Raw genomic sequence first — 24,321 nt, 5'->3', positions numbered from 1 at the left:
AAGTTTGAAAGTTTAAATTTCCTTTTTATATTTGATGCTCAATGAAAAATTTAATCGCAAATACTTGGTGGTGGAACAACTTACGAAAAACATCGTGAGCAAAGCATCATTGTAGTAAAACTATATAAAGGCTTGTCATCACGACAAGCCTTCTTTATTTTATAAAATTAGCTATGACCTATCAATTTAAGACATATCATAAAAAAATTCTTGCCGACACTATGACGCCGGTAAGCGTTTATTTAAAAATTAGAGACCGTTTTCCTAATAGTATATTATTAGAAAGTAGCGATTACCACGCTAACAACAATAGCTTCTCCTATATATGCTGTAACCCAATTGCTTCTATTAAAGTGGAAAATGAAATCATTGTTAAACAATTTCCTGATGGGGTTACCGAAGAAATTAAAATTTCCCCTGAAACAAACGTTGTAGAGATTATAGATAATTTCAGTAAAGCTTTTAAGGCAGATAACAATGACTATAAGTTCATTAACAATGGGTTGTTTGGCTATATGGCTTACGATGCTGTTCGATATTTTGAAGATGTAGATATTTCGGTTAAAGATGACTCTGTTCATATTCCAGATATTTACTACGCCGTATATCAAAATATCATTGCTATAAACCATTATAAAAATGAAGCCTACCTATTTGCACATTGTTATAATACCGAGAATAATATACCAGAATTAGAACAACTTTTAAGTATTAGAAACTTTGCTACTTACAATTTTAAAATAGAGGGTAAAAGAGAATCTAACCTAGAAGATGCTGAATATAGAGAACATGTAGACTTAGCTAAAAAACACTGTCAACGTGGCGATGTGTTTCAGCTTGTTTTAAGCCGTCGTTTTTCTCAAGGTTTTAAAGGTGATGAATTTAACGTGTACAGAGCATTACGTTCTGTTAATCCGTCTCCATACTTGTTTTATTTTGATTATGGTGATTTTAAAATATTTGGGAGTTCACCAGAAGCCCAACTAATCGTTAGTGAAGGCAAGGCTGAAATTCACCCTATTGCCGGCACATTTAAAAGAACCGGAAATGATGAGCAAGATGCTCAACTTGCCAAAGAATTGAAAACGGACAATAAAGAAAACAGTGAGCATGTCATGTTAGTTGATCTTGCCCGTAACGACCTTAGTAGAAACGGTAGTGTAGTACAGGTAGAAAATTATAGAGAGGTACAATTCTTCTCTCATGTAATACACTTGGTTTCTAAGGTTACCGGAATGAAGAAAAGTGATATACCTACCATGAAAGTGGTTGCAGATACTTTTCCTGCCGGTACATTAAGCGGTGCGCCAAAACACATGGCAATGCAACTTATTGAAAAATATGAAAAAACCAGTCGTGGTTATTATGGCGGAGCTATAGGTTTTATGGATTTTTCCGGAAACTTCAATCATGCCATTATGATTAGAACTTTTCTAAGCAAGAATCACAAATTGCATTATCAGGCCGGTGCCGGATTAGTTGCTGCATCAGACCCTGAAAGTGAATTACAAGAAACATACAATAAACTAGGAGCTTTGACCAAGGCATTAGAAATAGCTGAAGACATTTAAAATGAAGAAAATATTAGTTATAGATAATTACGATAGTTTCACTTACAATCTAGTGCATTATTTAGAAGAATTAGGCTGTGAAGTAATTGTAAAACGTAATGACCAACTTACCCTTGAAGAGGTTGATGCTTTTGAAAAAATTGTACTCTCTCCAGGACCAGGCATACCTGATGAAGCTGGTTTATTAAAACAGATTATAGAAAAATACGCTCCAACCAAAAGTATCTTTGGTGTTTGTTTAGGACAACAGGCTATTGCTGAAGTTTTTGGAGGTTCCTTAATAAACCTTGACAAAGTATATCACGGCATTGCTACGACGATAAAAATCACAAAAGAAGATGTCATTTTTGAAGATATACCTAACGAAATTGAAGTAGGCAGATATCATTCATGGGTTGTTAATACTGATTTGCCAGAAGTTTTAGAAGCTACTTCGGTTGATGAGAACGGGCAAATTATGTCGCTTCGCCATAAAACCTATGATGTACGTGCCGTGCAGTTTCATCCAGAATCTGTTCTTACACCACATGGAAAAAAAATGTTAGAGAATTGGTTGAACGCCAAAGCATAGTAATAAGTATCAAGTACGAGGGCAATATTGACTGCGCCGTACCAATACGAACTAGGTAATACTTTAAAAAATGAAAGAGACATTAAATAAACTTATAAATCACGAAATACTTTCTAAGGAAGATGCTAAACGCATTTTGGTAAATATTGCCAAAGGTGATTACAACACTAGTCAGATTGCTGCATTTTTAACCGTATATATGATGCGTAGTATTACCATAGAGGAACTTGAAGGATTTAGAGACGCATTGCTTGATCTATGTTTGGCGGTAGATTTATCTACCTACAACCCTATTGACCTTTGTGGTACAGGGGGTGACGGTAAAGACACCTTCAATATCTCTACACTTTCTTCTTTTGTTACCGCTGGTGCGGGCATTAAAGTTACTAAGCATGGTAATTACGGGGTATCTTCTAAATGTGGTAGTAGTAATGTGATGGAATTTTTAGGGATAAAATTTAGTAATGATGCAGGTTTCTTAGAAAAATGTATTGAAGAAGCTGGTATTTGTGTATTGCACGCTCCCCTATTTCACCCTGCTATGAAAAATGTAGCTCCTATTCGTAAAGATTTAGCGGTAAAGACATTCTTTAATATGTTAGGTCCTATGGTAAATCCTGCTTTTCCTAAAAACCAAATGGTGGGTGTTTTCAATTTAGAATTAGCTCGCATGTACGGATATCTGTATCAGAAAACCGATAAAAACTTTACTGTTCTTCATGCATTAGATGGTTATGATGAAATTTCCCTTACAGGAAATACCAAAACCATTTCTAATCATACTGAAAGCATGCTAAAACCATCTGATTTTGGTGTAAATCAAATAAAGCAAAGTGATATTGTTGGTGGAGATTCTATTGTTACTTCGGCGCAAATATTCCTTAATGTTTTACAAGGTAAAGGTACTGAGCCGCAAAATAATGTAGTGTGTGCCAATGCAGGTATTGCAATTGCTACAGTAAAGAACCTTACTCCTCTTGAAGGGTTTGAAAAAGCTAAAGAATCTTTACTAGGTGGACACGGATTAACTGCTTTGAAAAAAATACAGGAACTGAGTAAAAATTAAAGCTTCGTGTCTCGTAATAACGAGATGGCAAAGAACAATTAGTATATGAATATTTTAGATAAAATAGTAGCTGACAAACGTAAAGAGGTCGATTTAAAGAAGTCGATTATACCCGTTTCTCAACATGAGGCTTCTGTGCTTTTTGAAAGAAAAACAATTTCTTTGGCTCAAGCACTTAAAAATAGTGATACAGGAATTATTTCTGAATTTAAACGCAGATCTCCATCTAAAGAAAGCATCAACCAAAATGCTAATGTTGGGCAAGTTGCCAAAGGTTATGAAAAAGCTGGTGTTTGCGGTATGAGCGTACTTACAGATATTAAATATTTTGGCGGCTCTATTGAAGATTTAATTTTAGCCCGTGCATCTGCTCAACTTCCTTTACTTCGTAAAGAGTTTATTATTAGCGAATATCAAATTATTGAAGCTAAAGCTAATGGTGCAGATGTTATTTTACTTATCGCTGCCATATTAACGAAACAAGAAATTAAGACGTATTCTGAATTGGCAAAAAGCTTAGGCTTAGATGTATTGTTAGAAGTTCATAATGAAGCTGAACTTCATAAATCTATTATGCCAAGTTTAGATATGTTAGGTGTAAATAATAGAAACCTGAAGACTTTTGAGGTGAGTTTAGATACAAGTAAATTGCTATCAAAATTGATTCCAGATGATTTTGTAAAGGTTTCTGAAAGCGGAATAAGTTCTGTTGAAGCTATTAAAGAATTAAAACCTTATGGTTATGAGGGCTTTTTAATAGGTGAGAACTTTATGAAAACTGATAATCCTGGTAAAAGTGCTATTGAATTCATTAAAAACCTTAAGAACTAATGAAGCTTAAAATTTGTGGAATGAAACTGAATACAACTGAAGTCGCACAATTGCGACCAGACTATTTAGGCTTTATTTTCTGGGAACCTTCATCTCGATTTTTTAAAGGTGAGACTCCTGAACTTCCACATACAATCAGTAAAGTTGGGGTCTTTGTTGATGCGGAATTTGATTATATCATTGATATGGTTAGTAAACACCAGTTACAAGGGTTACAATTACATGGCCATGAGAGTCCAGAATATTGCACTAAAATTGCAACTGAATTAAAAAAATTAAATCATAAAGTAGACATCATAAAAGTGTTCTCCATAAAAGACGAATTTGATTTTGATGTATTGAAACCCTATGAAAATGTGTGCCACTATTTTCTCTTTGACACTAAGGGAAAATTACCTGGCGGCAACGGATACACCTTTAACTGGTCTGTTTTAAAAAATTACCCATCCACAAAACCTTTCTTTCTAAGCGGTGGTATTGGTTTAAATAATCTGAACAAGATTAATGAGTTTATGAAAACGCCTGAATCTAAATATTGCTATGCCATTGATGTGAATAGCTCTTTTGAAATAGAACCAGGCTTGAAAAATATTGAAGAATTACAAAAGTTTAAAGAAGCGCTATGAATTATAATGCTGACGAAAAAGGGTACTACGGAGAATTTGGTGGTGCCTATATACCTGAGATGTTGTACCCAAACGTTGAAGAGCTACGACAAAATTATTTAAAACTGATGTATGAAGATTCTTTTCAAAAAGAATTCAATCAGCTTTTAAAAGACTATGTAGGTAGACCCTCTCCCCTATATTTTGCAAAACGCCTTTCTGAAAAACACGGTTGCAAAATATATTTAAAAAGAGAAGATTTAAACCATACTGGAGCCCATAAGGTCAACAATACCATTGGTCAAATTTTAATGGCCCAAAAATTGGGCAAAACTAGAATTATTGCCGAAACCGGTGCAGGTCAACACGGTGTTGCAACTGCTACGGTCTGTGCTTTAATGGGTATGGAATGTATCGTTTACATGGGTGAAATTGATATTGCCCGTCAAGCTCCTAATGTTGCCCGTATGAAAATGCTAGGCGCTGAAGTAAGACCTGCAAAATCTGGGAGCAGAACTCTTAAAGATGCAACCAATGAAGCTATTAGAGATTGGATCAACAATCCTGTAGATACACATTACATTATTGGTTCAGCCATTGGCCCGCATCCTTACCCAGACATGGTTACTCGTTTTCAGTCTATAATATCAGAAGAGATAAAATGGCAACTAAAAGAGAAAGAGGGGCGCGAAAATCCTGATTATGTAGTGGCTTGTATTGGTGGTGGCAGTAATGCCGCCGGTACATATTATCATTTCTTACATGAACCTGAGGTTGGTATTATTGCCGTTGAAGCTGCCGGGAAAGGAGTAAATTCTGGTGAAAGTGCTGCAACTTCGGCTCTTGGTAAAGTTGGTATTATTCACGGTTGTAAAACTATGTTGATGCAAACGACAGACGGTCAAATTACAGAACCCTACTCTATTTCTGCCGGATTAGATTACCCTGGCGTTGGTCCTATGCATTCACATCTTTACAAATCTGGTCGTGCAGAATTTTATTCGGCAACAGATGATGAAGCTATGGCTGCCGGATTGGAACTTTCACAATTAGAAGGTATTATTCCTGCTATTGAAACGGGACATGCATTTGCAATTTTTGAACATAAAAAATTCAAACCAGATGATGTGGTGGTTATTAGCCTTTCTGGTCGTGGCGATAAAGATTTGAACACATATATAGATTATTTTAAGTTAGCATAATACTATTATGAGCAATAGAATTACAACAAGATTACAAGAAGATAAAAAACTTCTATCCATATATTTTACCGCTGGTTATCCTACGCTTAACGATACCGTTAAAATCATTGAAGATTTAGAAAAGAACGGTGTTGATATGATTGAAATTGGATTACCCTTTAGTGATCCTTTAGCAGACGGACCAACAATTCAAGAAAGCTCTACTGCTGCGTTGAAAAATGGAATGACTACCGAAATTCTTTTCAATCAACTAAAAGATATTCGTAAAACGGTTTCTATTCCGTTAATTATTATGGGATATTTTAACCCAATGTTGCAATACGGTGTAGAAGCATTCTGTAAAAAATGTCAAGAAATTGGTATTGACGGACTCATTTTACCTGATCTACCGTTAGATGTGTATCAAGAAGATTATGAGGCTACTTTTAAGAAATACGGTCTCATCAATGTCTTTCTAATTACACCACAGACTAGTGATGCTCGTATTCATCAAATAGACGACGCCTCTAATGGATTTATTTACATGGTTAGCTCTGCAAGTGTTACCGGTTCTAAATCTGGCTTTGGTCAAGATCAAGAAAATTATTTTGAACGTATAGCTTCAATGAATTTAAAGAACCCACAAATAGTAGGTTTCGGTATTAAAGACGAAGAAACTTTTAAGCAAGCGACCAAAACCGCTAAAGGTGCAATAATTGGTTCCGCCTTTATTAAACATTTGACAGCTAACGGAACTGAAAAAACTGATGAGTTTACTAACTTAATTCGCTAAGTTGAAAGAATTTTTTAATAATTGGAAACTGATTATTCTACTATGCCTAACCCTAGGTTTAGCCCCATTTTTCCCTGAACCTCATATTTTGGGTAAATTAAAATGGATTTTTGGTGGCGCAAATGGAATGGTATTTATGGATTGGTTCGATGTAGTTTTACACGGTTTTCCTTTTGTACTTCTAATTAGATTGATTATGATGAAAATATTCAGCTCAAAAACTTCAGATTAAATTTCAGTTATTCAAATTGTTGTTGGGCACACAAAGTATTCCGAAATACTAAAAAAAAGGTTACCAAATAGGGTAACCTTTTTTTAGTCTATACGCTACAAAAAAATATAATTACTTCACTTTGTATAGGTAACTCCAATAACAACCAACTACCAACCTACACTTTTGAGCATATTTATTTCTAATATAGAAAACCTTAACAATTGACATAATCTAATTGAGGCTTAGTTCTCTGCATTTTGCTTACATTTAAAGAATATATTCACGAGAACGAACATGAAAAAATCACTTACCCTTCTATTACTTATTTCCCTTTATTCTGGATACTCTCAAGACTCCATTTTAATAAAATCTAAAGTAGCAAATGCTATAACCGAATTAAGAGAATTCGTAGCAATACCAAACGATGCTTTAAATGCCGATGATATTGATTCTAACCTTTTTTGGCTTAGAAAGAAATTTACAGAAAGAGGTTTTAATAGTACTATTTTAGAGACAGAAGGTCTTCCGTTATTTTTTGCAGCTTTACCAATGGATGATAATAAACCAACCATCTTGTTTTATATGCATTTAGATGGGCAATCTGTTGACGCTAAAAAATGGGACCAACCTGACCCTTACAAAGTAGTTTTGAAATCTAAATCTGATGATGGATGGAAAAAAGAATCCTTTTCTGAACTAGAAGATGATATTAATTATGATTGGCGACTTTTTGGCAGATCCACTTCTGATGACAAAGGACCAATCATTATGTTCTTAAACGCTATTGACGCGCTCAAAAAAGATGGTATTGACATACCGTATAATGTTAAGGTCATTTTAGATAGTGAAGAAGAAAAAAGCAGCGCTCCGTTACCGCAAGCTGTACGTACCTATAAAGATTTACTTAAAGCTGATTTTTTAGTTATAAACGATGGTCCGGTTCATGTTTCTGGAAAACCAACTATAGTTTATGGTTGTAGAGGAATTACCACATTATCAATTACAACTCACGGACCTATAAAACCTCAGCATAGTGGTCATTATGGAAATTACGCTCCAAACCCAGGTTTTCAATTAGCGCAACTTCTAGCAACTATGAAAGATGCAGATGGCAAAGTTCTAATTAAAGGTTATTATGACGGAATCCCCTTAGATGATGCAACATTAGAAATTCTAAAGAGTGTACCCGATAATATTGAAGAAATCAATAAGAACCTAGCAATTTTAACTCCTGAAAAAGTAGGTGGTTTTTATCAAGAGGCTTTACAGTATCCTTCTTTAAATATTAGAGGTTTAGGTTCTGGATGGATCGGGGATCAGGCAAGAACTATTCTACCCGCTACCGCTACAGCAGAATTAGATTTAAGGCTCGTACCAGAATCTGATGGTACCAGACTTAAAAAACTTGTTAAAGAGCATATTAAAAACCAAGGCTTTCATATAATGGACACAGCACCAACTATGGATGACCGTTTGAAGTATGACAGGATAGTGACTATTAAAGAAGGTACGGTAACAGATGCGTTTCGTACGGATTTGAATAATCCGTTTGGGAACAGTATTGTAAATACTATGGAAACAAAGTTTGGAGAAAAGCCGGTTCAAATAAGAATCATGGGTGGTACAGTTCCAATTTCCCCTTTCATCAATGAATTGAAAATACCTGCATTTATTGTACCTATGGTAAATGCCGACAATAATCAACATAGCCCTAACGAGAATTTAAAAATTGGGCAAATTGCATATGGTATAGAAACATTCTATGCACTCTTAAGTACTAAAATGTAATTGTATTACATTTTGGTAACTACTTATAACCTTTTCATACATGCCGATTCTTTTGCACTCAACCAGCAAAATTATCGGCATAGTATTTGAATTTAAATTATTATGATATTTAGATTTAATATTTTTCTTCTTTCTGTTTTTATACTAACAACAAGCTTTTCGCTAGATGATTCTAAATCCGCCGAAGCCTATAAATATTCAATAGAACGATTTCCAACCATGACGGAATCTTTACGAGACGGAGAACAATTTACTATTCAAATTAGCTCTATTGGTTGTTATCACGGCGAACGCCAAACAATTACGGTACATAATAATGCAGGAGTACTATCTGCTCGCTTAAATGAAAAAAGAAAAATTTTATCGCTATCAGACATTAATGAATTCATAGATTTTGAAATTCAATTAAGAGAATTAAAATTTGGCGGTTGCACAACCGTAGACACCTACGTTCTAAGCAATACCTATGACTCTTACAAAGTTAGCGACAGTACTTGCAGTTGGTCTGGCTATAAAAAGCTTATAGCTTTGTTTACAAAATAAAGTGGAGCCATCTACAAATAGAAGCATAGCAAAATACGCTCACATAAATTGTAATACCGCGTTTTTATTCTATACACCAATAGCTTTTAATAAACCTTTTTTTTAATTAATTTATTTAAAGTCATATTCTTTAAACATCTTAAAATCAATAAACTACCTCTACACCTAGTAATATTGGTGAATTTTATCAATTATCACGAAAACATCACGGAAGTTATCACAACAAGTTGATATTCTTGTGATTACCCTGTTATACCAATTTCATTCATTTGTTTGTAACCAAAAAAAACAGAACATATGAAAAATTTCAACTTTTTATCCATTTTAATGCTCTTGCTAGTTATGGCAAGTTGTTCAGATGACGACAATGCCATTGTTGATGTAATCATACCAGCATCTGGTGATATTGCCGGCGGACCCTTTACCTTTTGTGTAGATGGTGTACCAGACATGGTTAATGGCATTGTCCTAAATAGTGAAAGCTCTTCCGGCAGTTTAAGTACCTGGGTCATTACTGATGACCAGAATAATATTCTTGGTCTTCCGCCAACTTTAGATGCCGTTTATGGGGTAGACTTTGACGCTGCCGGTGCCGGCACTTGCCTTATTTGGTATCTGCGCTATGAAGAAGGGTTGGTAGGTCTAGAAATGGGCTTGAATACCAACAATTTTGAAGGCTCGTTTGATTTATCTAATTCTATAGAAGTTCAAAGAAATGAAACCATTGCCGGTGTTCTATCTGGTGGACCATATGAATTTACTGTTGACGGCAATGCAGATTTCGTTACCGATATCACTTTAAACTCAGAAGATGCAATAGGTACCAATAGTACCTTTGTAATTACCGATGATGAACTGAACATTCTAGGACTACCACCTACGCTAGATGCAGTCAAAGAAGTTGATTTCGATATGGCCGGAGCGGGAGTTTGCCTTATCTGGTATCTTCGTTTTGAAGATGGTCTGGTAGGCGCAGAAGCTGGTATGAACGCAGGCGAGCTTGAAGGATGTTTTAGCTTATCAAATTCTATTCAAGTTACACGATTGGATGCTGCAAACGCTGGTACCATTTCAGGCGGACCTTTTAACTTCTGTGTAGATGGTGAAGTAGATAATGTTTACGGTATAACTTTAGATAGTTCTGATGCAAAAGGAAGCAATAGTAGCTGGGTAATTACAGATGAGCAAGGAAAAATATTAGGATTGCCACCAACATTAGAAGCTGTTGAAGGAGTGAATTTTGATGGTGCAGGTGCTGGTACTTGTCTTATTTGGTATTTACGCTATGAAGGCGAATTGAACGGACTTGCAGTTGACATGAATGCAAATGATCTTCAAGGAAATTACAATTTATCAAACTCAATAGAAGTAGTTCGTAGTAAAACAGAAGCTGGTCATTTAACCGGTGGTCCATACAAATTCTACGTGGATGGTGAAGCTGATTATGTTACCGATATTACGTTAGATGCTTCTGAAGTTTCGGGTACTAATAGCACATGGGTGATTACTGATGAAGATTTGAATATTCTTGGTCTACCACCAACACTAGATGCTGTTAAGGGCGTAAATTTTGATGCTGCAGGTGTAGGTACTTGCCTTATATGGTATTTAAGATATGAAGATGATCTAGAAGGTGCAGCAATGGGTAACAATGCGGCAGATTTAACAGGATGTTTTGATCTATCTAACTCAATTGAAGTTCAAAGAATACAAGGTGTAAATGCGGGTACGCTAGAAGGTGGTCCTTTTAGTTTCTGTGTAGATGGCGAAGTTGACAATGTGTACGGTATTTCTTTAGATAATTCTAATGCTACAGGTTCTCAGAGCACTTGGGTCATTACAGATGACCAAGGGAAAATATTAGGATTACCACCTACTCTTGAAGCTGTTGAGGGAGTTAATTTTGACGGAGCAGGTGCAGGAACTTGTCTTATATGGTACGCACGTTACGAAGGTGAAATTTCAGGACTAGAGGTTGATATGAACGCAAATAATGTTTCTGGTAATTTTGCTTTATCTAACCCGTTAACAGTGGTAAGAACCGAACCACACGCAGGAACGATAACCGGAGGGCCTTTTGAGTTTATAGTCGATGAAACCTCTGATTTTGTAACTGGTATAGCTATAAACAATGAAAATGTTTCAGGTGCTAATAGTTCTTGGATAATTACTGATGAAACTGGTAAAATACTAGGTCTTCCACCAACTATTGCTGATCTTAAATCTGTTGATTTCAATGCTGCAGGCGAAGGAACATGTTTTATCTATTACATTAGATATGAAGATGGACTAACAGGTATGGAATCTGGATGGACATTTGATGAATTCAATGGTTGCTTTGATATTTCTAATTCAATAGAAGTTGTACGTAAAGTTCATTAAACCTAAATACTTGTAATGTAAAAGGCTCTGTAATTTTACTTACAGAGCCTTTTTACTTTTGCAATATTAATTATTATGCCGAGTTTCTACTCGCATTAATATTTCCATAAAGAGATCTTGTAACAATTTTCTCATACAATTCTTTATACTCCGTACCCTCGCCAATTCTCTGTAACGCATATTGTTGTATCACCAATAATGGTAATACTATATTCTCACGTATTTTAATTGACTCTCTAGAAATTGCTTCTTTTTTCATCAATATTTCCATACCTGAAAGTTTTAAAAGCATTGATTTTGATAATTCATATTCTGCATGAAGAATTTCCCAAAAAGCACCATACTCTTCATTCTCTTTCATATAGCTGGTCAATTCAAAATAACATTTGGTAAGACTCATCATACTATTCATCATCAAAGCTTGAAAAAACGGTACTTCTTCATATAATCTTTTAGCCTCTTCTAACCTACCATCATCTTCTAATGTTTTTAAAGCGGTACCAATACCATAATAACCTGGCACATTTTGTTTCAACTGGCTCCAAGAACCTACAAAAGATATAGCTCTTAAATCAGACAGTTCTAATTTAGCCTTGTTTCCTCTTTTACCCGGTCTACTTCCAATATTTGCTTTGGTATAGTATTTTAGGGTACTCATATTCTCTAAATAAGGCATGAACTTATCATGATGTTTTAAATCATCGTATTTCTTAAAGCTCATTTCAGATAATTCCTCTATAAGTTTCCTATCATCGTCAGATATAACAATTTCTTTTTCTAAGATAGTATTTGACAAACCTGCTGTTAACAACTGCTCACTATTATAAATAAACTGCTCCTTGGTACCATAGGTACTGGTAATAGTCTGCCCTTGAATAGTAAGTTGAATTTCGTTATTTGCAACCTTGTTTGTTTGGGCCGCATAAAAACGATGTGTTTTTCCACCACCTCTTGCCGGTGGTCCTCCTCTACCATCAAAGAAAACAGCTGCTATATCATGCTGATTGCACACTTCTGAAAGTTCTTCTTTTGTTTTCAAAATAGACCAGTTCGCCTTTAAGTAACCACCGTCTTTTGTGCCATCAGAGAAACCAAGCATTATGGTTTGCTTTTTATTTCTATTCTCTAAATGTGCTTTATATTCAGGTAAATTGAACAAGAACTGCATGGTGTCTTGCGCAGTGTCCATACCATTCATAGTCTCAAAAAGTGGCACTATATCAAAAGTGATTTCTTTACCTGCCCAACCACACCATCTAAACAATGCATAAACAAAAAGAATAGAGAACTTATCTTCAGAATTACTAATGATATACCTATTACAGCCTTCTTCACCGTTCTTCTCTTGTATTGTCTGTAACTGTAGTATGTTCTTAATAGTATCTTTTACAATATCTTCTTTGTAATCACCTGGAACTAATTGTAAATTCTCATGTAATAAAATATCTATTAATTTCTCTTCAGATAACTCACTAAGCCCTTCTTTAATTAATCCGTTCTTTTTCAAAACCTCAACCATTACCTTGGTATGCATACTGTGGTCTTGGCGTATATCTATTGTTGCAAAGTGAACTTTAAATATTTTCACTTTATCAATGAACTTCTCTAAATCTTTTAAGTAAAGACTTTGATATTTTTCAATAAGAATCAATCTAATTTCTTCTAAAGGAATAATTAAATCTTCATAGCCAATATCCTTAGAACTATCGAACATTGCGGTATACAGATTTGACCTCAATTTCTGTATTGGTTCTTGTACGTCTTTAAAGGTTAGTTTATTTACTAAACCTTTTAAGTCATTGTAATAACACTTCATTAATGTTAAACGAAGTTCGTTCATTACATCTCTAGTAATATCAGCAGTTACAAATGGGTTACCATCCCTGTCACCACCTGGCCAAAAACCTAACTTTACAATATCATGATTTTCAAACGCCTTAGAACCTGTACTACCTTTTATATATGCGTACATATCACCAATAGCATCATAATATACATGCCTTAGTGTGTAAATGATATTCTTAGCCTCATCTAAAGGTGTAGGTTTTTTAGCATTGATCAAAGACGTTAACCCTAATTGCTGTAAGCCAACATCTATTTCATCAATTTTATCTTCTAAAATCAATGTTCTAAGGTTTGTAATAATATCTAAAACCGCAGGTGTATAAAATTGAGTTGGGTGTGCCGTTAGGACAATACGCGCACTGAAAGTGCTCAACTTATCCCAAATGGTATCCCAAGAATTATTTTTCTCTACTAATTGAAAATAATCTTTTAAAGACAATGAACTTGAATGTTTGTGAAGTTTTGGGAAAGCAGCATCTTCTACACTATCATAAAGTACCACTTGTCTCTCTACATACTGTATAATACGAAACATGAAGTCTATCTGCTCTTTTTCTGATTTGATATCCACAAAATTTTCGAAAAAATTCTCTAGTATTTCTTTCGGGTTAAGACCATCGCTCAATCCCTTTTCAGATTGATTGAGTAATAACGGAATTAACATACCCACATTCTCAATATTCTTGTAAGGTAGGTTTAAGAATAGACTATTATAAACATTAAATTTATTTTGGACAGACTTCTTAAATTCTGCCAACCTTTCTTGTTGTTGCATATATCAAAAACTTTACGCCGTACCATTACGGCAAACTTTCTAAAATTCGAACATAAATATCGCTATTCCAAGAGAATTTAGAGAATCATTTTTGTGAAATATCATTTTCATAGAAGTATACCACAAAATTGTGTGTATTGACAACAAATAATTCAAAATACTGTATAAGCTATCTACCTTTACAGTGTTAATAAGAAATAAAATTTTTCATTTTCATATAGTGTTCTCGTAAAAGAGTCTTGTTTTAAAAACAGGACTCTTTTTAGTTTAAAGCAGTTTTAAAACTAAACCACCTTAAAAGTGTTCCTTATATTGCAGTATCCTAAAATCTAATGTATTGAACTTAGGGTTTTCCTTTTTCATTCTTTTATAACTTTCAAGACTACCTACCGCCCTATTTGCTGCTCCAGAAGGAGCAATCAAAGAAACTGTTCTAATTGTTACTTTTGTTATAGGATGCATAAACTCATGTATGCGTGGTACATTTGTAGAAATAGGAAACAAAGAAACACTATGCTCCTTCAATAGCTTTCTAAAAAAATACTCAGGACCATTTTTACTGTTGCCTCCTGTAAACAATAAGGTCGTTACTTTAGGATATTTTTCTAGATACCCTATTACATTTCGTAATTTAATATTCTGCATACCAATATCTGAGGCATCTATTTTTTCCCTTTCTGCAGATGCTACAATATCACAAACACCAATTTTTCTTTCTTTCAAAAATGTTTTGCGTTGTTCTACGGCTTCAGCCGTAGTTTCAAATTTTAGATTTAAATTGAATATTCTATCTAAAATTGGCCACAGCTGACCATCACGACTTCCATAACAAAAATTGACATCGCCCTCTTTTAATTCTCCTGTGGTAAAACGTGGTGGTGGCAATGTACCTACAATCAATTTTTCAGTAGATTCATTTATAAACGGTTCATACGGATGCGTATGTTGAAATTTCTTTTGCATTAGTGTTTTATTCTCATGAGCTTATTTTAAAGCCAAATCTTCTCTAAATTACTAACTTAAACGGAAATCAAAGAAAACGAGATATGGGAAAAGGAGATAAGAAATCTAGAAAAGGAAAAATATCCAATAACTCTTACGGAACTAGAAGACCCCGTAAAATTAAAAAGAGACCTACTATAGAAGAAAAAATAAAAATCAATAAAAAGAAATAAACTTAATTATCTATTTTAAAGGTCAAGTCTACTTGGTTCTCTTCATCTAAAGAAATCTCATACGTGTAAAAACCAATTGGCAAAGTATCCGTTGACATCTCTACAGGTACATAATTCAAGCTAGTAGAATCTGTAAGAATTGATATTTCAGTAAATGCATATGCCCTTTCAAACTCCATGTATTCTGAAAATTCACCTGCTTCAATATTCTCATAAACGGTATCATTTTCAACTATACGTACTTCACTAAAAAAAAGTTCCGTACTGTTTTGAACCCGAATATTGACTAAGTTAACTTCATCATCTCTATCTGTACATGAGAATAGAACACCAAGACATATAACAGCAAGTAAAACAACCCTTTTCATAGACGTATTTTATATATACTTAAGAACGAAAAAGAGTAGATTATATTTTATCTAATAAAGACAGGTTCATTTTCTTTTAAGGTATGTTCCTGACTAAATTGATAATCATCTAAATTGAACCCTTTAATATCTTCTAAAGATTTGGCATCGGTATCTATAATATACCTAACCATTGCCCCTCTTGCTTTTTTAGCGAAGAAACTTATGATCTTTAATTTATCGTTCTTCCAATCTTTAAAGACCGGAGTAATAATTTCAGATTTAATCTTTTTAGGCTTTAAAGCGCTGTAATACTCATTACTTGCCAGGTTCACCAACAACTCACCTTCTACCATCTCATTATTTAAGTGATCGGTAAGCCTTTCGCCCCAGTATTCGTACAAGTTTTTCTTTCTGCCAATTTTCAAAGAAGTTCCCATTTCTAGACGATAGGGCTGCATTAAATCTAATGGTTTTAATATACCGTACTGCCCAGATAAAATTCTAAGTGTTTGTTGCAACTTCTCTATTTTCTCATCGGATAACGTGTACGCATCCAAACCTTGGTATACATCACCACTAAAAGCATAAACTGCCGGTCTTGCGTTATCTGATGTAAATGGTACTGTAAAATCTTGATTTCGTTGCCAATTCAATTGCGCCAAATTATCTGAAATAGACATTAGCTCAGAAAGTGCTTTGGGTTTCTTTTTCTTTAAAACCTTGTTCAGCTTTTCAGCATCTTCTATAAATTCTGGAGAAGTATATTTTGTTGTTGGCAACTCACTTTCATAATTCAATGACTTAGCCGGAGAAATAACAATTTTCATAGTACAATTTTAATATTCCCAAAAATAAAAAGGATAAACAGATAGACCTACAAAAGATAAAAAAGAGTTTAAATAGTGGTATTGGAGAAACTTATTCTGTACTATTTTTACTGTAACCTCTCCATTTTTCAATGGCACTCGTCATATCTTCGGGCACTTCAGAATCAAAGCTCATATGCTCTCCCGTAACCGGATGCACAAAACCTAATGTCTTGGCATGTAAGGCTTGTCTTGGTAGTAATTTAAAAGTATTCTCTACAAATTGCTTGTACTTTGTAAAGGTTGTACCTTTTAATATCTTTTCACCACCGTAACGTTCATCATTGAATAAAGTGTGCCCTATGTATTTCATATGCACACGAATTTGATGCGTTCTGCCTGTCTCTAATTTACAAGACACCAAAGTAACATAACCTAATCTTTCCAACACCTTAAAATGGGTTACAGCTTCCTTACCTTCTTCCCCTTCTGGAAAAACATGCATCTGTAAGCGATTTTTAGGATTTCTACCTACATTGCCTACCACTGTACCTTCATCTTCTTCAATATTTCCCCAAACAAGGGCAACATATTCACGTTCAGAAGTCTTATCAAAAAATTGTTTTGCCAAATGTGTCATAGCAGCTTCTGTCTTTGCAACTACCAACAGACCCGAGGTATCTTTATCTATACGATGTACCAAACCCGGTCTTTCATTACTGTTAGATGGTAAGTTATCTGTATGATAAATTAATGCATTGATTAGCGTACCTGAATAATTACCGTGCCCAGGATGCACTACCATGCCCGCAGGTTTGTTCACAACCATTAAAACATCATCTTCATACACAATATCTAACGGAATATCTTCTGGCACCAACAAAAATTCATGTGGCGGATGCTCAAACAACACCTTTACCTCATCACCTGCTTTTACCTTATAATTAGATTTTACGATTTTGTCATTGACCCAAACGTGACCATCTTTAGCTGATTGCTGTATTTTATTTCGTGTGGCGTTTTCAATGAAATTCATTAAAAATTTATCTACACGCAAAGGAACTTGACCTTTAGAGGCTATAACTTTATGATGTTCAAAAAGTTCTCCATCTTCATTTTCTGGCCGCTCAATATTCTCCTCCATCTAATCTTCAGATTCCGCTTTAATTATTGCTCTTTCCGTAATACTACCATTGCCACAAACTAATTCTATCTTAGATGTTTTAGGTAGCTTGTCACCGGGCTTTATATCTTTTCCTTTATATTTTATACGGTACACCATATCCTTACCTAATTCATCTACATAGGTAACACGCTGCACATCTAAACCTACAGCTTTTAACATTGAAGATGCATTACGCTTGGTTACCTGAATAATTTTAGGAACGGTTACTTTTTTATATCCTGACGGATTTACGGTGAAATAAATTTTTCTATTCTCCTTAACTTTTGATCCCGCTGAAGGGTTTTGTTCTATAATCGAGAATCTTGGGTAATCTGGATTGTAGTTTGCAGAGTCTAAAACTTCATATCGCAAACCAGCTTCTTCAATTGATTTTCTCATATCCATAACAGATTTTTTAGAAAAATCTGGCACTTCTACAAACTCACCATGATTGGTGGTACTGTTCAGGTATCTTAATGTGACAAAAATCACAATTATCAATACCAACACCGCAAGACCTAATTGAATAAAAAAGGTTTTACTTTTTAAAAAATTGAAAAAATTCCTCATACGTATTATTTGACCCGACAAATATAGTAAATGCCCTCATACCATTTTACAGCATTGGTTTATAGTTATGGGTATCATAAAAATTAATTCTTAATTAATGAATGCTGTATGTTTTCTTTTTTATTTTATTTCAATACTCCATCTTTGCTTTAACATTCTAATAGACCATACACATGAAAAAAAATATTGCAATTATAATGGGCGGTTATTCTAGTGAATATAAAATATCGCTTAAAAGTGGTAATGTGGTCTATGACTATCTGAACAAGGATAAATTCAACCTATATAGAATACATATTTTTAAAGATAAATGGGTCTATGTAGATGAACAGAACAATGAGACACCTATAGACAGAAATGACTTCTCCATTCCTTTAAACGGTACATCAATAACATTTGATTGTGTTTTTAATGCCATTCATGGCTCACCAGGGGAAGACGGACTCATGCAAGCTTATTTTGAACTTTTAGGTATTAAGCACACTTCATGCGATTTCTACCAAGCGGCCCTTACTTTTAACAAGCGCGATTTACTGAGTGTCTTAAAACCATATGGAATTAAAGCTGCACCATCTTACTACCTAAACCTTGGTGATGAAATAAATGAATCCGAAATCATTGACAAGGTCAAATTACCTTGTTTCGTAAAAGCCAATAAATCTGGTAGCAGTTTTGGCATTACTAAAGTCTATAAAGCAGAAGAGCTTAAAGGCGCCATTGAAACAGCCTATAAAGAAGATGATGAAATTATTATAGAAGGCTTTCTTGACGGTACAGAAGTTTCTGTAGGCGTATTAAAATTGAATGGCAAAACTACCGTATTCCCTATTACAGAAATAGTGTCAGAAAATGATTTCTTTGACTACCAAGCAAAATACGAAGGTAAATCTCAAGAAATAACTCCTGCAAGAATAAATGCTGAGCAATTAGAAAAAGTAACCATAGTATCTAAAAGAATCTATGATGTGCTCAAAATGACAGGTTTTTCTAGAAGTGAATTTATATTTATAGGTGATGAACCCTTCTTATTAGAAATGAATACAACACCAGGTTTAACTACTGAGAGTATTTTACCGCAGCAGGCTAAACAGGCCGGTATTGAACTAGGGATGTTATTTGAGTACGCCATTAATGAGGCATTGTCATAATTTGACTATATTTAAAGAGTAAATAACTTCAGGTAAAGCCTGCGAGATATTGATAAAAAGATAACGAATGATTCGACACAAACATCGGATTATTTTAAATCTCGATTAACGAGTAAAATACACATATGAGACGCGCAATTTTTCCAGGTTCTTTTGACCCTTTAACTTTAGGACATCATGATATAATTATGCGTGGCATAACTTTATTTGACGAGGTCATTATTGCTATTGGAAAAAATGCCGACAAAAAGTACATGTTCAGCTTAGAACAGCGTATACAATTTATAGAGGAAGCCTTCAAAGATGTTCCTTCAATAACGGTGAAATCATATGTAGGACTAACTGTAGATTTTTGTAAGAAAGTAGACGCGAATTTTATTTTAAGAGGATTACGAAATCCGGGCGATTTTGAATTTGAGAAGGCAATTGCACATACAAATCGAAAATTATCTGAGATAGAAACCGTGTTTCTATTGACCTCATCGGGTAAATCATACATCAGCTCCTCTATAGTTAGAGACGTTATACGCAATGGTGGTGATTATACGGGCTTAGTACCTGATTCTGTAAGAAAATAAGTGTCGTTCGTCGGCCTGACAACAAGAAAACCCCTTTCAACCACAACTTTTCGCAAAAACACAACAATTTAGGTGGGTAAACTCTAATTTTCCTATAAATTCGTAAGAAAATTCTTTCCACCAATGATTAGATCAAAAAATAGTTCATCGTTTTCTTTAGACTGGATCAAGCAAATTCCATCATCTATTGTAATTATAGATACAGACTTTAAACTCATTAGCGCATCACCAAGATGGGAGGCTAATTTTCAATTAAATTTAGAGCAGATAGAAGGCAAGTACTTTGTTGATTTATTTCCTGAATTAGCACAAGAACTGAAAACTAGATTAAAATATAGTTTAGATGGTCTTCGCGATATAAAATTTAAATACAACGCCAATGAATGCCAATATTCATCTGATGATTCTATTTGGCATTTAAACCCTTGGAAAGATGGCTATGGTAATATTATAGGTGTAATTATCAAAATTGAACCTATAACAAAAACTCAAGAACTAGAGCTAGAACTTAATAAAACTAAATTATTACTTAACAATAAAACCTCTGTTGCCAAAATTGGTAGTTTTGAACTAGACGCTATAAATAATTCTTTACTCTGGACACCTATAGTAAATAAAATTTATGGTCTTCCGGTAGATTTTCACCCTACTCTAGAAACTGCTATTGATTTTTATACAGACGAATCTAAAGAGGTAATACAGAAAGTTGTAAACGAAGCTTTAACACTAGGTAAACCCTGGAATGTAAAAGCGCAATTACGACAAAAAGACGGCACTATTATTTGGGTTAACACTATAGGTAGACCTAAATTTAAGGATGGTATCTGTACACGAATAATAGGTACAATTCAACAGGTAGATGAAGAAAATAAAATAGAAGTTAAAAAAACCGTTCTTGAGGCTGAATTAAGTGAATATCCTTTATTCGAAAAAGTACCTTTAGGTTTAGCTATTATAGATTTTGATAATGGTAACTTTTTAAATGTAAACCAACAGTTCATAAAACTATCAGGTTTTGAAAAAGAACATTTTATAAATAAGAATTTCAAAGAATTTATTGGCAAATCTTTTCTGAATAAAGAAAAAGACTTGGTAACACAATTGAAAGAAAAAGAATCTTTTGATTCTGTAAAGTTTACATTTTCAAATAAATTGAATCATACATTAAACTTAAAAGTTAGCGGTAACCTGGTTAAGGGTCTCAATAACAAGAAAAGTATTTTATGTACCATTGAAAATATAACAACACAAACCAAGTTAGAGAAGAAATTAAAAAATACCATAATTGCTTCTAGAGAGAAAAATGATCAGCTTCTTAATTTTGCTCATATGGTCTCTCACAATCTTAAAACCCACGCTACCAACTTTTCATTATTATTAAATTTCTTAAACGACGAAAAAGGACTTACCCAACGCAATAAGTACATGACAATGCTTTTCAACGCATCTGACAACTTATCTGAGACGATTAAAGGGTTAAGAGAAATCGTTGCCGTAAAATCTAATCTAAATAACGAGAAAAAATTACTTCCTTTAAATGAAAGTGTTTTTATCGTTGAACAAAATGTAGCTGGTTTATTAAAGCAGACCAATGGTAAAATTGTTAACGAAATACCTGATGATGTCAAAGTAAAAGCTCTACCTGCCTATCTAAATAGTATATTAACAAATTGCATTACCAATTCAATAAAATATAAGTGCGATAATAAACCGCCAATTATCATATTAAGTACGGAAGAAAATAAAGATTATACCATTCTAAGTATTGAAGATAATGGTCTAGGTATAGATTTAGAGAAATATGGCGATCAGTTATTTGGACTATACAAGACTTTTCATAGAAACAAGGAATCTCGTGGTATTGGTCTTTATATTACCAAAAACCAAATGGATGCTATGAACGGAAAAATTACTGTTGATAGCTCACCTGGGCAAGGCACAACTTTTAAATTCTATTTTAATAAAAAGTAGAAAGTAATCTTTAATGTAATTTATTAAACCATAGACAACGTTAATAATAGTATTCACAACAAATATGTAATAAAATGCAGTAATCCAACTACATTCGTAAGAAATTACATCGGTATGATAAAAGTTCCCCTAAAATCAAATACCTCGTACCTAATTAGACAATTACCGTCACCAACGGCATTCATTGATACTAATTATAATATTGTTCAGACATCTGACAAATGGACGAGTATTTTTAACAAAAATGACGAGCACAACAACTCAAAAAGCTTATTTGCGGTTTTCCCCAAATTAAGTCATAAATGGAAAATGGTTTTAGACAATTGTTTTAAAGGAAACCCTCAACCTATGGGCATTCACCAAACTATTAACACCAATGGTCAAGAACTGTGGTTTGAATGGACAAATGCACCGTGGTATGATACAGACGAAAATATAGTAGGGGCAATTATACAATTAAGTAATATTACCGAAGCTGTTAACAATGAGCTAGAGCTGAACAAGAAAGAGCTACTATTACAGCAACAAGCGGAAATCACTAAAATTGGAAGATGGGAATATAATATTGCCGACAACCAATTATTTTGGTGTTCTACAACCAAATCTATTCATGAGGTTACCCCAGGTTTTCGTCCAAATATTGAAACAGCTCTCTTTTATTATAAAGAAGGTCATAGCAGAAATGCTATATCTATGGCACTTTTTGAAGCTCAAAACAAAGGTAAATCTTGGAGCAATCTTAAATTACAAATCATAACCGCCACAGGTAAGGAAAAATGGGTAATGGCCGGCGGAAAACCTATTTACAACAAAGGAGAAGTTGTAGGCTTAATAGGTACTTTTCAAGATATTCATGAGCAAGTAGTTGCAGATTTAAAGACTATTGATAATGAAAAACTACTTAGAACACTGATAGACAATCTACCGGTCAATGTATATATAAAAGATACCGAATCTAGAAAAGTACTAGTCAATAAAGCTGAATGTGAATATTTAGGTATTAACGACCCAAAAGAGATTATTGGAAAAAGTGACTTTGAACTTTACCCTTTTGACGCAGCTAAAAAGTCTAGAGAAGAAGATTTAAAAGTAATGAATTCGCTTATACCTGTAATTGGCAAGGAAACAGTTAAAACCACTTTAGACGGAAAAGTAACCTCTTTTCTTAATTCTAAAATACCTCTTTTAAACAATAAAGGTGTAGCTTATGGTATTGTAGGTATCAGTATGGATATCTCTACCTTAAAAGAAAAAGAAAAAGAGCTTAGAAACATTATAAACATTGCCTCTGTACAAAATAAAAAATTATTGAACTTTGCTCATATTGTTTCGCATAATCTACGTTCGCACTCTGCCAACTTCTCCATGCTTCTAAACTTTTTAGAAAGCGAAGAAGATGAGGATGAAAAGAAGAACATATTTACTATGCTTACAAAAGCCTCTAATAACTTATTAGAAACATTAGATAATTTGAACGAGGTAGTTTCAATTAATACAAATACCAATATTGAAATCAAGGAAATAAACTTACATGATAAAGTTGTAGATGTATGCAACAACCTTTCTCCATTTATTTCAAATAACAAGAGCAAAATAGAAAATAATATTCCGGCTAGTTTCAATATAAAAGTGGTGCCGGCATATGTAGATAGTATAATTACAAACTTTATTACCAACGCTGTTAAATACAGACATCCTGAAAGAGAAGGTCATGTAATTTTAAGTGTAGAAAAAAAGAAAGGGTATTCAGTACTTTCCATAAAGGATAATGGTCTGGGTATTGACTTAAAAAAGTACGGTAAAAAACTTTTTGGTATGTACAAAACCTTCCACGATCATAAAGATGCAAGAGGAATAGGGTTGTACTTGACCAAAAACCAAATAGACGCTATGAACGGCAAGATAGAAGTTAGTAGTGAAGTAGGAAAAGGAACAGAATTTAAAATTTTCTTTAATGAAAAAAATTAGTGATATCACTATAATTGATGACGATGCCATTACAGTATTTGGCTTACGTAAACTAATATCTTCAAGTGTTGAGTGCGAGTCAATAAAATCATATGACAATGGTAAAATTGCATTAGATGCTTTGACTGAATTTTATAATAATAACAAGCAAATTCCACAGGTTATTTTTCTAGATATCAATATGCCTATAATGGATGGTTGGGAATTTTTAGAGGCTTTTATTGAACTACCGATCAGTAATAGAATTAGAATTAATATAGTAACCTCCTCTATAGATCCCTTTGACCAAAAACAATGGGAACATTACAAAAGTAAAAGTCATCACTTAATCACTTTCAATCAAAAACCAATTGACAGAAATAAAATAACAGAAATTACCCAAGTAGCTTAAGTCAATAAAAGTATTGATTATTTTTACATTCAAT

The 24,321-nt window shown here is 33.8% G+C and carries 23 protein-coding genes; 17 read left to right on the top strand and 6 right to left on the bottom strand.

Going from position 1 to position 24,321, the window contains the following annotated elements:
* The first annotated feature begins 173 nt into the window (after window positions 1-173).
* The 11 genes from PXD56_RS16275 to PXD56_RS16225 all read left to right on the top strand — a co-directional run bounded on the left by PXD56_RS16275 (window position 174) and on the right by PXD56_RS16225 (window position 11,545).
* Entirely contained in the window at window positions 174-1,571 is a 1,398-nt protein-coding gene (locus tag PXD56_RS16275) for an anthranilate synthase component I family protein (protein ID WP_276494405.1), read from the top strand.
* A gap of 1 nt (window position 1,572) precedes the next feature.
* Window positions 1,573-2,142, top strand: coding sequence for an anthranilate synthase component II (locus PXD56_RS16270; protein ID WP_276494404.1), 570 nt, complete (start codon window positions 1,573-1,575; stop codon window positions 2,140-2,142).
* Between the two features lie 70 nt (window positions 2,143-2,212).
* A complete protein-coding gene (gene trpD / locus PXD56_RS16265) occupies window positions 2,213-3,208 on the top strand; it encodes an anthranilate phosphoribosyltransferase (protein ID WP_276494403.1) in 996 nt (331 codons plus the stop codon).
* A gap of 45 nt (window positions 3,209-3,253) precedes the next feature.
* Window positions 3,254-4,039, top strand: a complete 786-nt coding sequence (gene trpC, locus PXD56_RS16260; protein ID WP_276494402.1) for an indole-3-glycerol phosphate synthase TrpC — start codon at window positions 3,254-3,256, stop codon at window positions 4,037-4,039.
* Complete coding sequence (locus tag PXD56_RS16255) at window positions 4,039-4,665, top strand: phosphoribosylanthranilate isomerase (protein WP_276494401.1); 627 nt, start codon at window positions 4,039-4,041, stop codon at window positions 4,663-4,665. Before trpC ends, PXD56_RS16255 begins: the two co-directional genes overlap by 1 nt.
* Entirely contained in the window at window positions 4,662-5,846 is a 1,185-nt protein-coding gene (trpB, locus tag PXD56_RS16250; RefSeq protein WP_276494400.1) for a tryptophan synthase subunit beta, read from the top strand. The genes PXD56_RS16255 and trpB overlap by 4 nt, the downstream gene beginning before the upstream one ends.
* 7 nt (window positions 5,847-5,853) lie before the next feature.
* Complete coding sequence (gene trpA / locus PXD56_RS16245) at window positions 5,854-6,618, top strand: tryptophan synthase subunit alpha (protein WP_276494399.1); 765 nt, start codon at window positions 5,854-5,856, stop codon at window positions 6,616-6,618.
* Between the two features lies 1 nt (window position 6,619).
* Window positions 6,620-6,850 (top strand): hypothetical protein, encoded by a 231-nt coding sequence (locus PXD56_RS16240; protein WP_276494398.1) that lies wholly within the window; start codon window positions 6,620-6,622, stop codon window positions 6,848-6,850.
* A 276-nt stretch (window positions 6,851-7,126) separates the two neighbouring features.
* Entirely contained in the window at window positions 7,127-8,620 is a 1,494-nt protein-coding gene (locus tag PXD56_RS16235; protein WP_276494397.1) for a M20/M25/M40 family metallo-hydrolase, read from the top strand.
* 102 nt (window positions 8,621-8,722) lie between these two features.
* Window positions 8,723-9,163, top strand: coding sequence for a hypothetical protein (locus PXD56_RS16230; RefSeq protein WP_276494396.1), 441 nt, complete (start codon window positions 8,723-8,725; stop codon window positions 9,161-9,163).
* Window positions 9,164-9,460: 297 nt separating this feature from the next.
* Window positions 9,461-11,545 carry a hypothetical protein gene (locus tag PXD56_RS16225; protein WP_276494395.1) on the top strand — a complete coding sequence of 695 codons (2,085 nt, stop codon included), beginning with the start codon at window positions 9,461-9,463 and terminating at the stop codon, window positions 11,543-11,545.
* Window positions 11,546-11,618: 73 nt separating this feature from the next.
* Here the strand turns inward: PXD56_RS16225 and PXD56_RS16220 are convergent, their stop codons facing one another.
* Window positions 11,619-14,165 (bottom strand): phosphoenolpyruvate carboxylase, encoded by a 2,547-nt coding sequence (locus PXD56_RS16220; RefSeq protein WP_276494394.1) that lies wholly within the window; start codon window positions 14,163-14,165, stop codon window positions 11,619-11,621.
* Window positions 14,166-14,459: 294 nt separating this feature from the next.
* Complete coding sequence (locus PXD56_RS16215) at window positions 14,460-15,128, bottom strand: uracil-DNA glycosylase family protein (protein WP_276494393.1); 669 nt, start codon at window positions 15,126-15,128, stop codon at window positions 14,460-14,462.
* A gap of 83 nt (window positions 15,129-15,211) precedes the next feature.
* On the opposite strand from PXD56_RS16215, the gene PXD56_RS16210 reads away from it, so the two are divergent.
* Window positions 15,212-15,340 carry a 30S ribosomal protein THX gene (locus PXD56_RS16210; RefSeq protein ID WP_276494392.1) on the top strand — a complete coding sequence of 43 codons (129 nt, stop codon included), beginning with the start codon at window positions 15,212-15,214 and terminating at the stop codon, window positions 15,338-15,340.
* 2 nt (window positions 15,341-15,342) lie between these two features.
* Here PXD56_RS16210 and PXD56_RS16205 read toward each other — a convergent pair whose 3' ends face one another.
* From PXD56_RS16205 to PXD56_RS16190, 4 genes are all read right to left on the bottom strand, one after another.
* Window positions 15,343-15,708, bottom strand: coding sequence for a hypothetical protein (locus tag PXD56_RS16205; protein ID WP_276494391.1), 366 nt, complete (start codon window positions 15,706-15,708; stop codon window positions 15,343-15,345).
* Between the two features lie 47 nt (window positions 15,709-15,755).
* The gene (gene yaaA, locus PXD56_RS16200) at window positions 15,756-16,517 is read right to left on the bottom strand and encodes a peroxide stress protein YaaA (protein WP_276494390.1); all 762 of its coding nucleotides are present in this window, start codon (window positions 16,515-16,517) and stop codon (window positions 15,756-15,758) included.
* A gap of 91 nt (window positions 16,518-16,608) precedes the next feature.
* Window positions 16,609-17,640, bottom strand: a complete 1,032-nt coding sequence (locus PXD56_RS16195; protein ID WP_276494389.1) for an RluA family pseudouridine synthase — start codon at window positions 17,638-17,640, stop codon at window positions 16,609-16,611.
* Window positions 17,641-18,231, bottom strand: a complete 591-nt coding sequence (locus tag PXD56_RS16190) for a PASTA domain-containing protein (protein ID WP_276494388.1) — start codon at window positions 18,229-18,231, stop codon at window positions 17,641-17,643.
* A 173-nt stretch (window positions 18,232-18,404) separates the two neighbouring features.
* Between PXD56_RS16190 and PXD56_RS16185 the strand changes: the two genes are divergently transcribed.
* From PXD56_RS16185 to PXD56_RS16165, 5 genes are all read left to right on the top strand, one after another.
* Window positions 18,405-19,379 (top strand): D-alanine--D-alanine ligase, encoded by a 975-nt coding sequence (locus PXD56_RS16185; protein ID WP_276494387.1) that lies wholly within the window; start codon window positions 18,405-18,407, stop codon window positions 19,377-19,379.
* A 125-nt stretch (window positions 19,380-19,504) separates the two neighbouring features.
* Window positions 19,505-19,957 (top strand): pantetheine-phosphate adenylyltransferase, encoded by a 453-nt coding sequence (coaD, locus tag PXD56_RS16180; protein WP_276494386.1) that lies wholly within the window; start codon window positions 19,505-19,507, stop codon window positions 19,955-19,957.
* 123 nt (window positions 19,958-20,080) lie between these two features.
* Complete coding sequence (locus tag PXD56_RS16175; protein ID WP_276494385.1) at window positions 20,081-21,928, top strand: PAS domain-containing sensor histidine kinase; 1,848 nt, start codon at window positions 20,081-20,083, stop codon at window positions 21,926-21,928.
* 114 nt (window positions 21,929-22,042) lie between these two features.
* Window positions 22,043-23,896: a PAS domain S-box protein gene (locus PXD56_RS16170; protein WP_276494384.1), complete on the top strand. Its 1,854-nt coding sequence runs from the start codon at window positions 22,043-22,045 to the stop codon at window positions 23,894-23,896.
* Window positions 23,883-24,287: a response regulator gene (locus PXD56_RS16165; protein ID WP_276494383.1), complete on the top strand. Its 405-nt coding sequence runs from the start codon at window positions 23,883-23,885 to the stop codon at window positions 24,285-24,287. The genes PXD56_RS16170 and PXD56_RS16165 overlap by 14 nt, the downstream gene beginning before the upstream one ends.
* The last annotated feature ends 34 nt before the right edge of the window (window positions 24,288-24,321 follow it).

It is taken from the genome of Maribacter zhoushanensis (genome assembly GCF_029350975.1).
Lineage (GTDB): Bacteria > Bacteroidota > Bacteroidia > Flavobacteriales > Flavobacteriaceae > Maribacter > Maribacter zhoushanensis.
Note: the sequence above shows the minus strand (reverse complement) of the source record. Positions and strands in the feature narration are given on the sequence as shown.

Coding starts and splice junctions, on each gene's coding strand:
- PXD56_RS16275 (WP_276494405.1), top strand. CDS start 174: ATGACCTATCAATTTAAGACATATCATAAAAAAATTCTTGCCGACACT.
- PXD56_RS16270 (WP_276494404.1), top strand. CDS start 1,573: ATGAAGAAAATATTAGTTATAGATAATTACGATAGTTTCACTTACAAT.
- trpD (WP_276494403.1), top strand. CDS start 2,213: ATGAAAGAGACATTAAATAAACTTATAAATCACGAAATACTTTCTAAG.
- trpC (WP_276494402.1), top strand. CDS start 3,254: ATGAATATTTTAGATAAAATAGTAGCTGACAAACGTAAAGAGGTCGAT.
- PXD56_RS16255 (WP_276494401.1), top strand. CDS start 4,039: ATGAAGCTTAAAATTTGTGGAATGAAACTGAATACAACTGAAGTCGCA.
- trpB (WP_276494400.1), top strand. CDS start 4,662: ATGAATTATAATGCTGACGAAAAAGGGTACTACGGAGAATTTGGTGGT.
- trpA (WP_276494399.1), top strand. CDS start 5,854: ATGAGCAATAGAATTACAACAAGATTACAAGAAGATAAAAAACTTCTA.
- PXD56_RS16235 (WP_276494397.1), top strand. CDS start 7,127: ATGAAAAAATCACTTACCCTTCTATTACTTATTTCCCTTTATTCTGGA.
- PXD56_RS16230 (WP_276494396.1), top strand. CDS start 8,723: ATGATATTTAGATTTAATATTTTTCTTCTTTCTGTTTTTATACTAACA.
- PXD56_RS16225 (WP_276494395.1), top strand. CDS start 9,461: ATGAAAAATTTCAACTTTTTATCCATTTTAATGCTCTTGCTAGTTATG.
- PXD56_RS16220 (WP_276494394.1), bottom strand. CDS start 14,165: ATGCAACAACAAGAAAGGTTGGCAGAATTTAAGAAGTCTGTCCAAAAT.
- PXD56_RS16215 (WP_276494393.1), bottom strand. CDS start 15,128: ATGCAAAAGAAATTTCAACATACGCATCCGTATGAACCGTTTATAAAT.
- PXD56_RS16210 (WP_276494392.1), top strand. CDS start 15,212: ATGGGAAAAGGAGATAAGAAATCTAGAAAAGGAAAAATATCCAATAAC.
- PXD56_RS16205 (WP_276494391.1), bottom strand. CDS start 15,708: ATGAAAAGGGTTGTTTTACTTGCTGTTATATGTCTTGGTGTTCTATTC.
- yaaA (WP_276494390.1), bottom strand. CDS start 16,517: ATGAAAATTGTTATTTCTCCGGCTAAGTCATTGAATTATGAAAGTGAG.
- PXD56_RS16195 (WP_276494389.1), bottom strand. CDS start 17,640: ATGGAGGAGAATATTGAGCGGCCAGAAAATGAAGATGGAGAACTTTTT.
- PXD56_RS16190 (WP_276494388.1), bottom strand. CDS start 18,231: ATGAGGAATTTTTTCAATTTTTTAAAAAGTAAAACCTTTTTTATTCAA.
- PXD56_RS16185 (WP_276494387.1), top strand. CDS start 18,405: ATGAAAAAAAATATTGCAATTATAATGGGCGGTTATTCTAGTGAATAT.
- coaD (WP_276494386.1), top strand. CDS start 19,505: ATGAGACGCGCAATTTTTCCAGGTTCTTTTGACCCTTTAACTTTAGGA.
- PXD56_RS16175 (WP_276494385.1), top strand. CDS start 20,081: ATGATTAGATCAAAAAATAGTTCATCGTTTTCTTTAGACTGGATCAAG.
- PXD56_RS16170 (WP_276494384.1), top strand. CDS start 22,043: ATGATAAAAGTTCCCCTAAAATCAAATACCTCGTACCTAATTAGACAA.
- PXD56_RS16165 (WP_276494383.1), top strand. CDS start 23,883: ATGAAAAAAATTAGTGATATCACTATAATTGATGACGATGCCATTACA.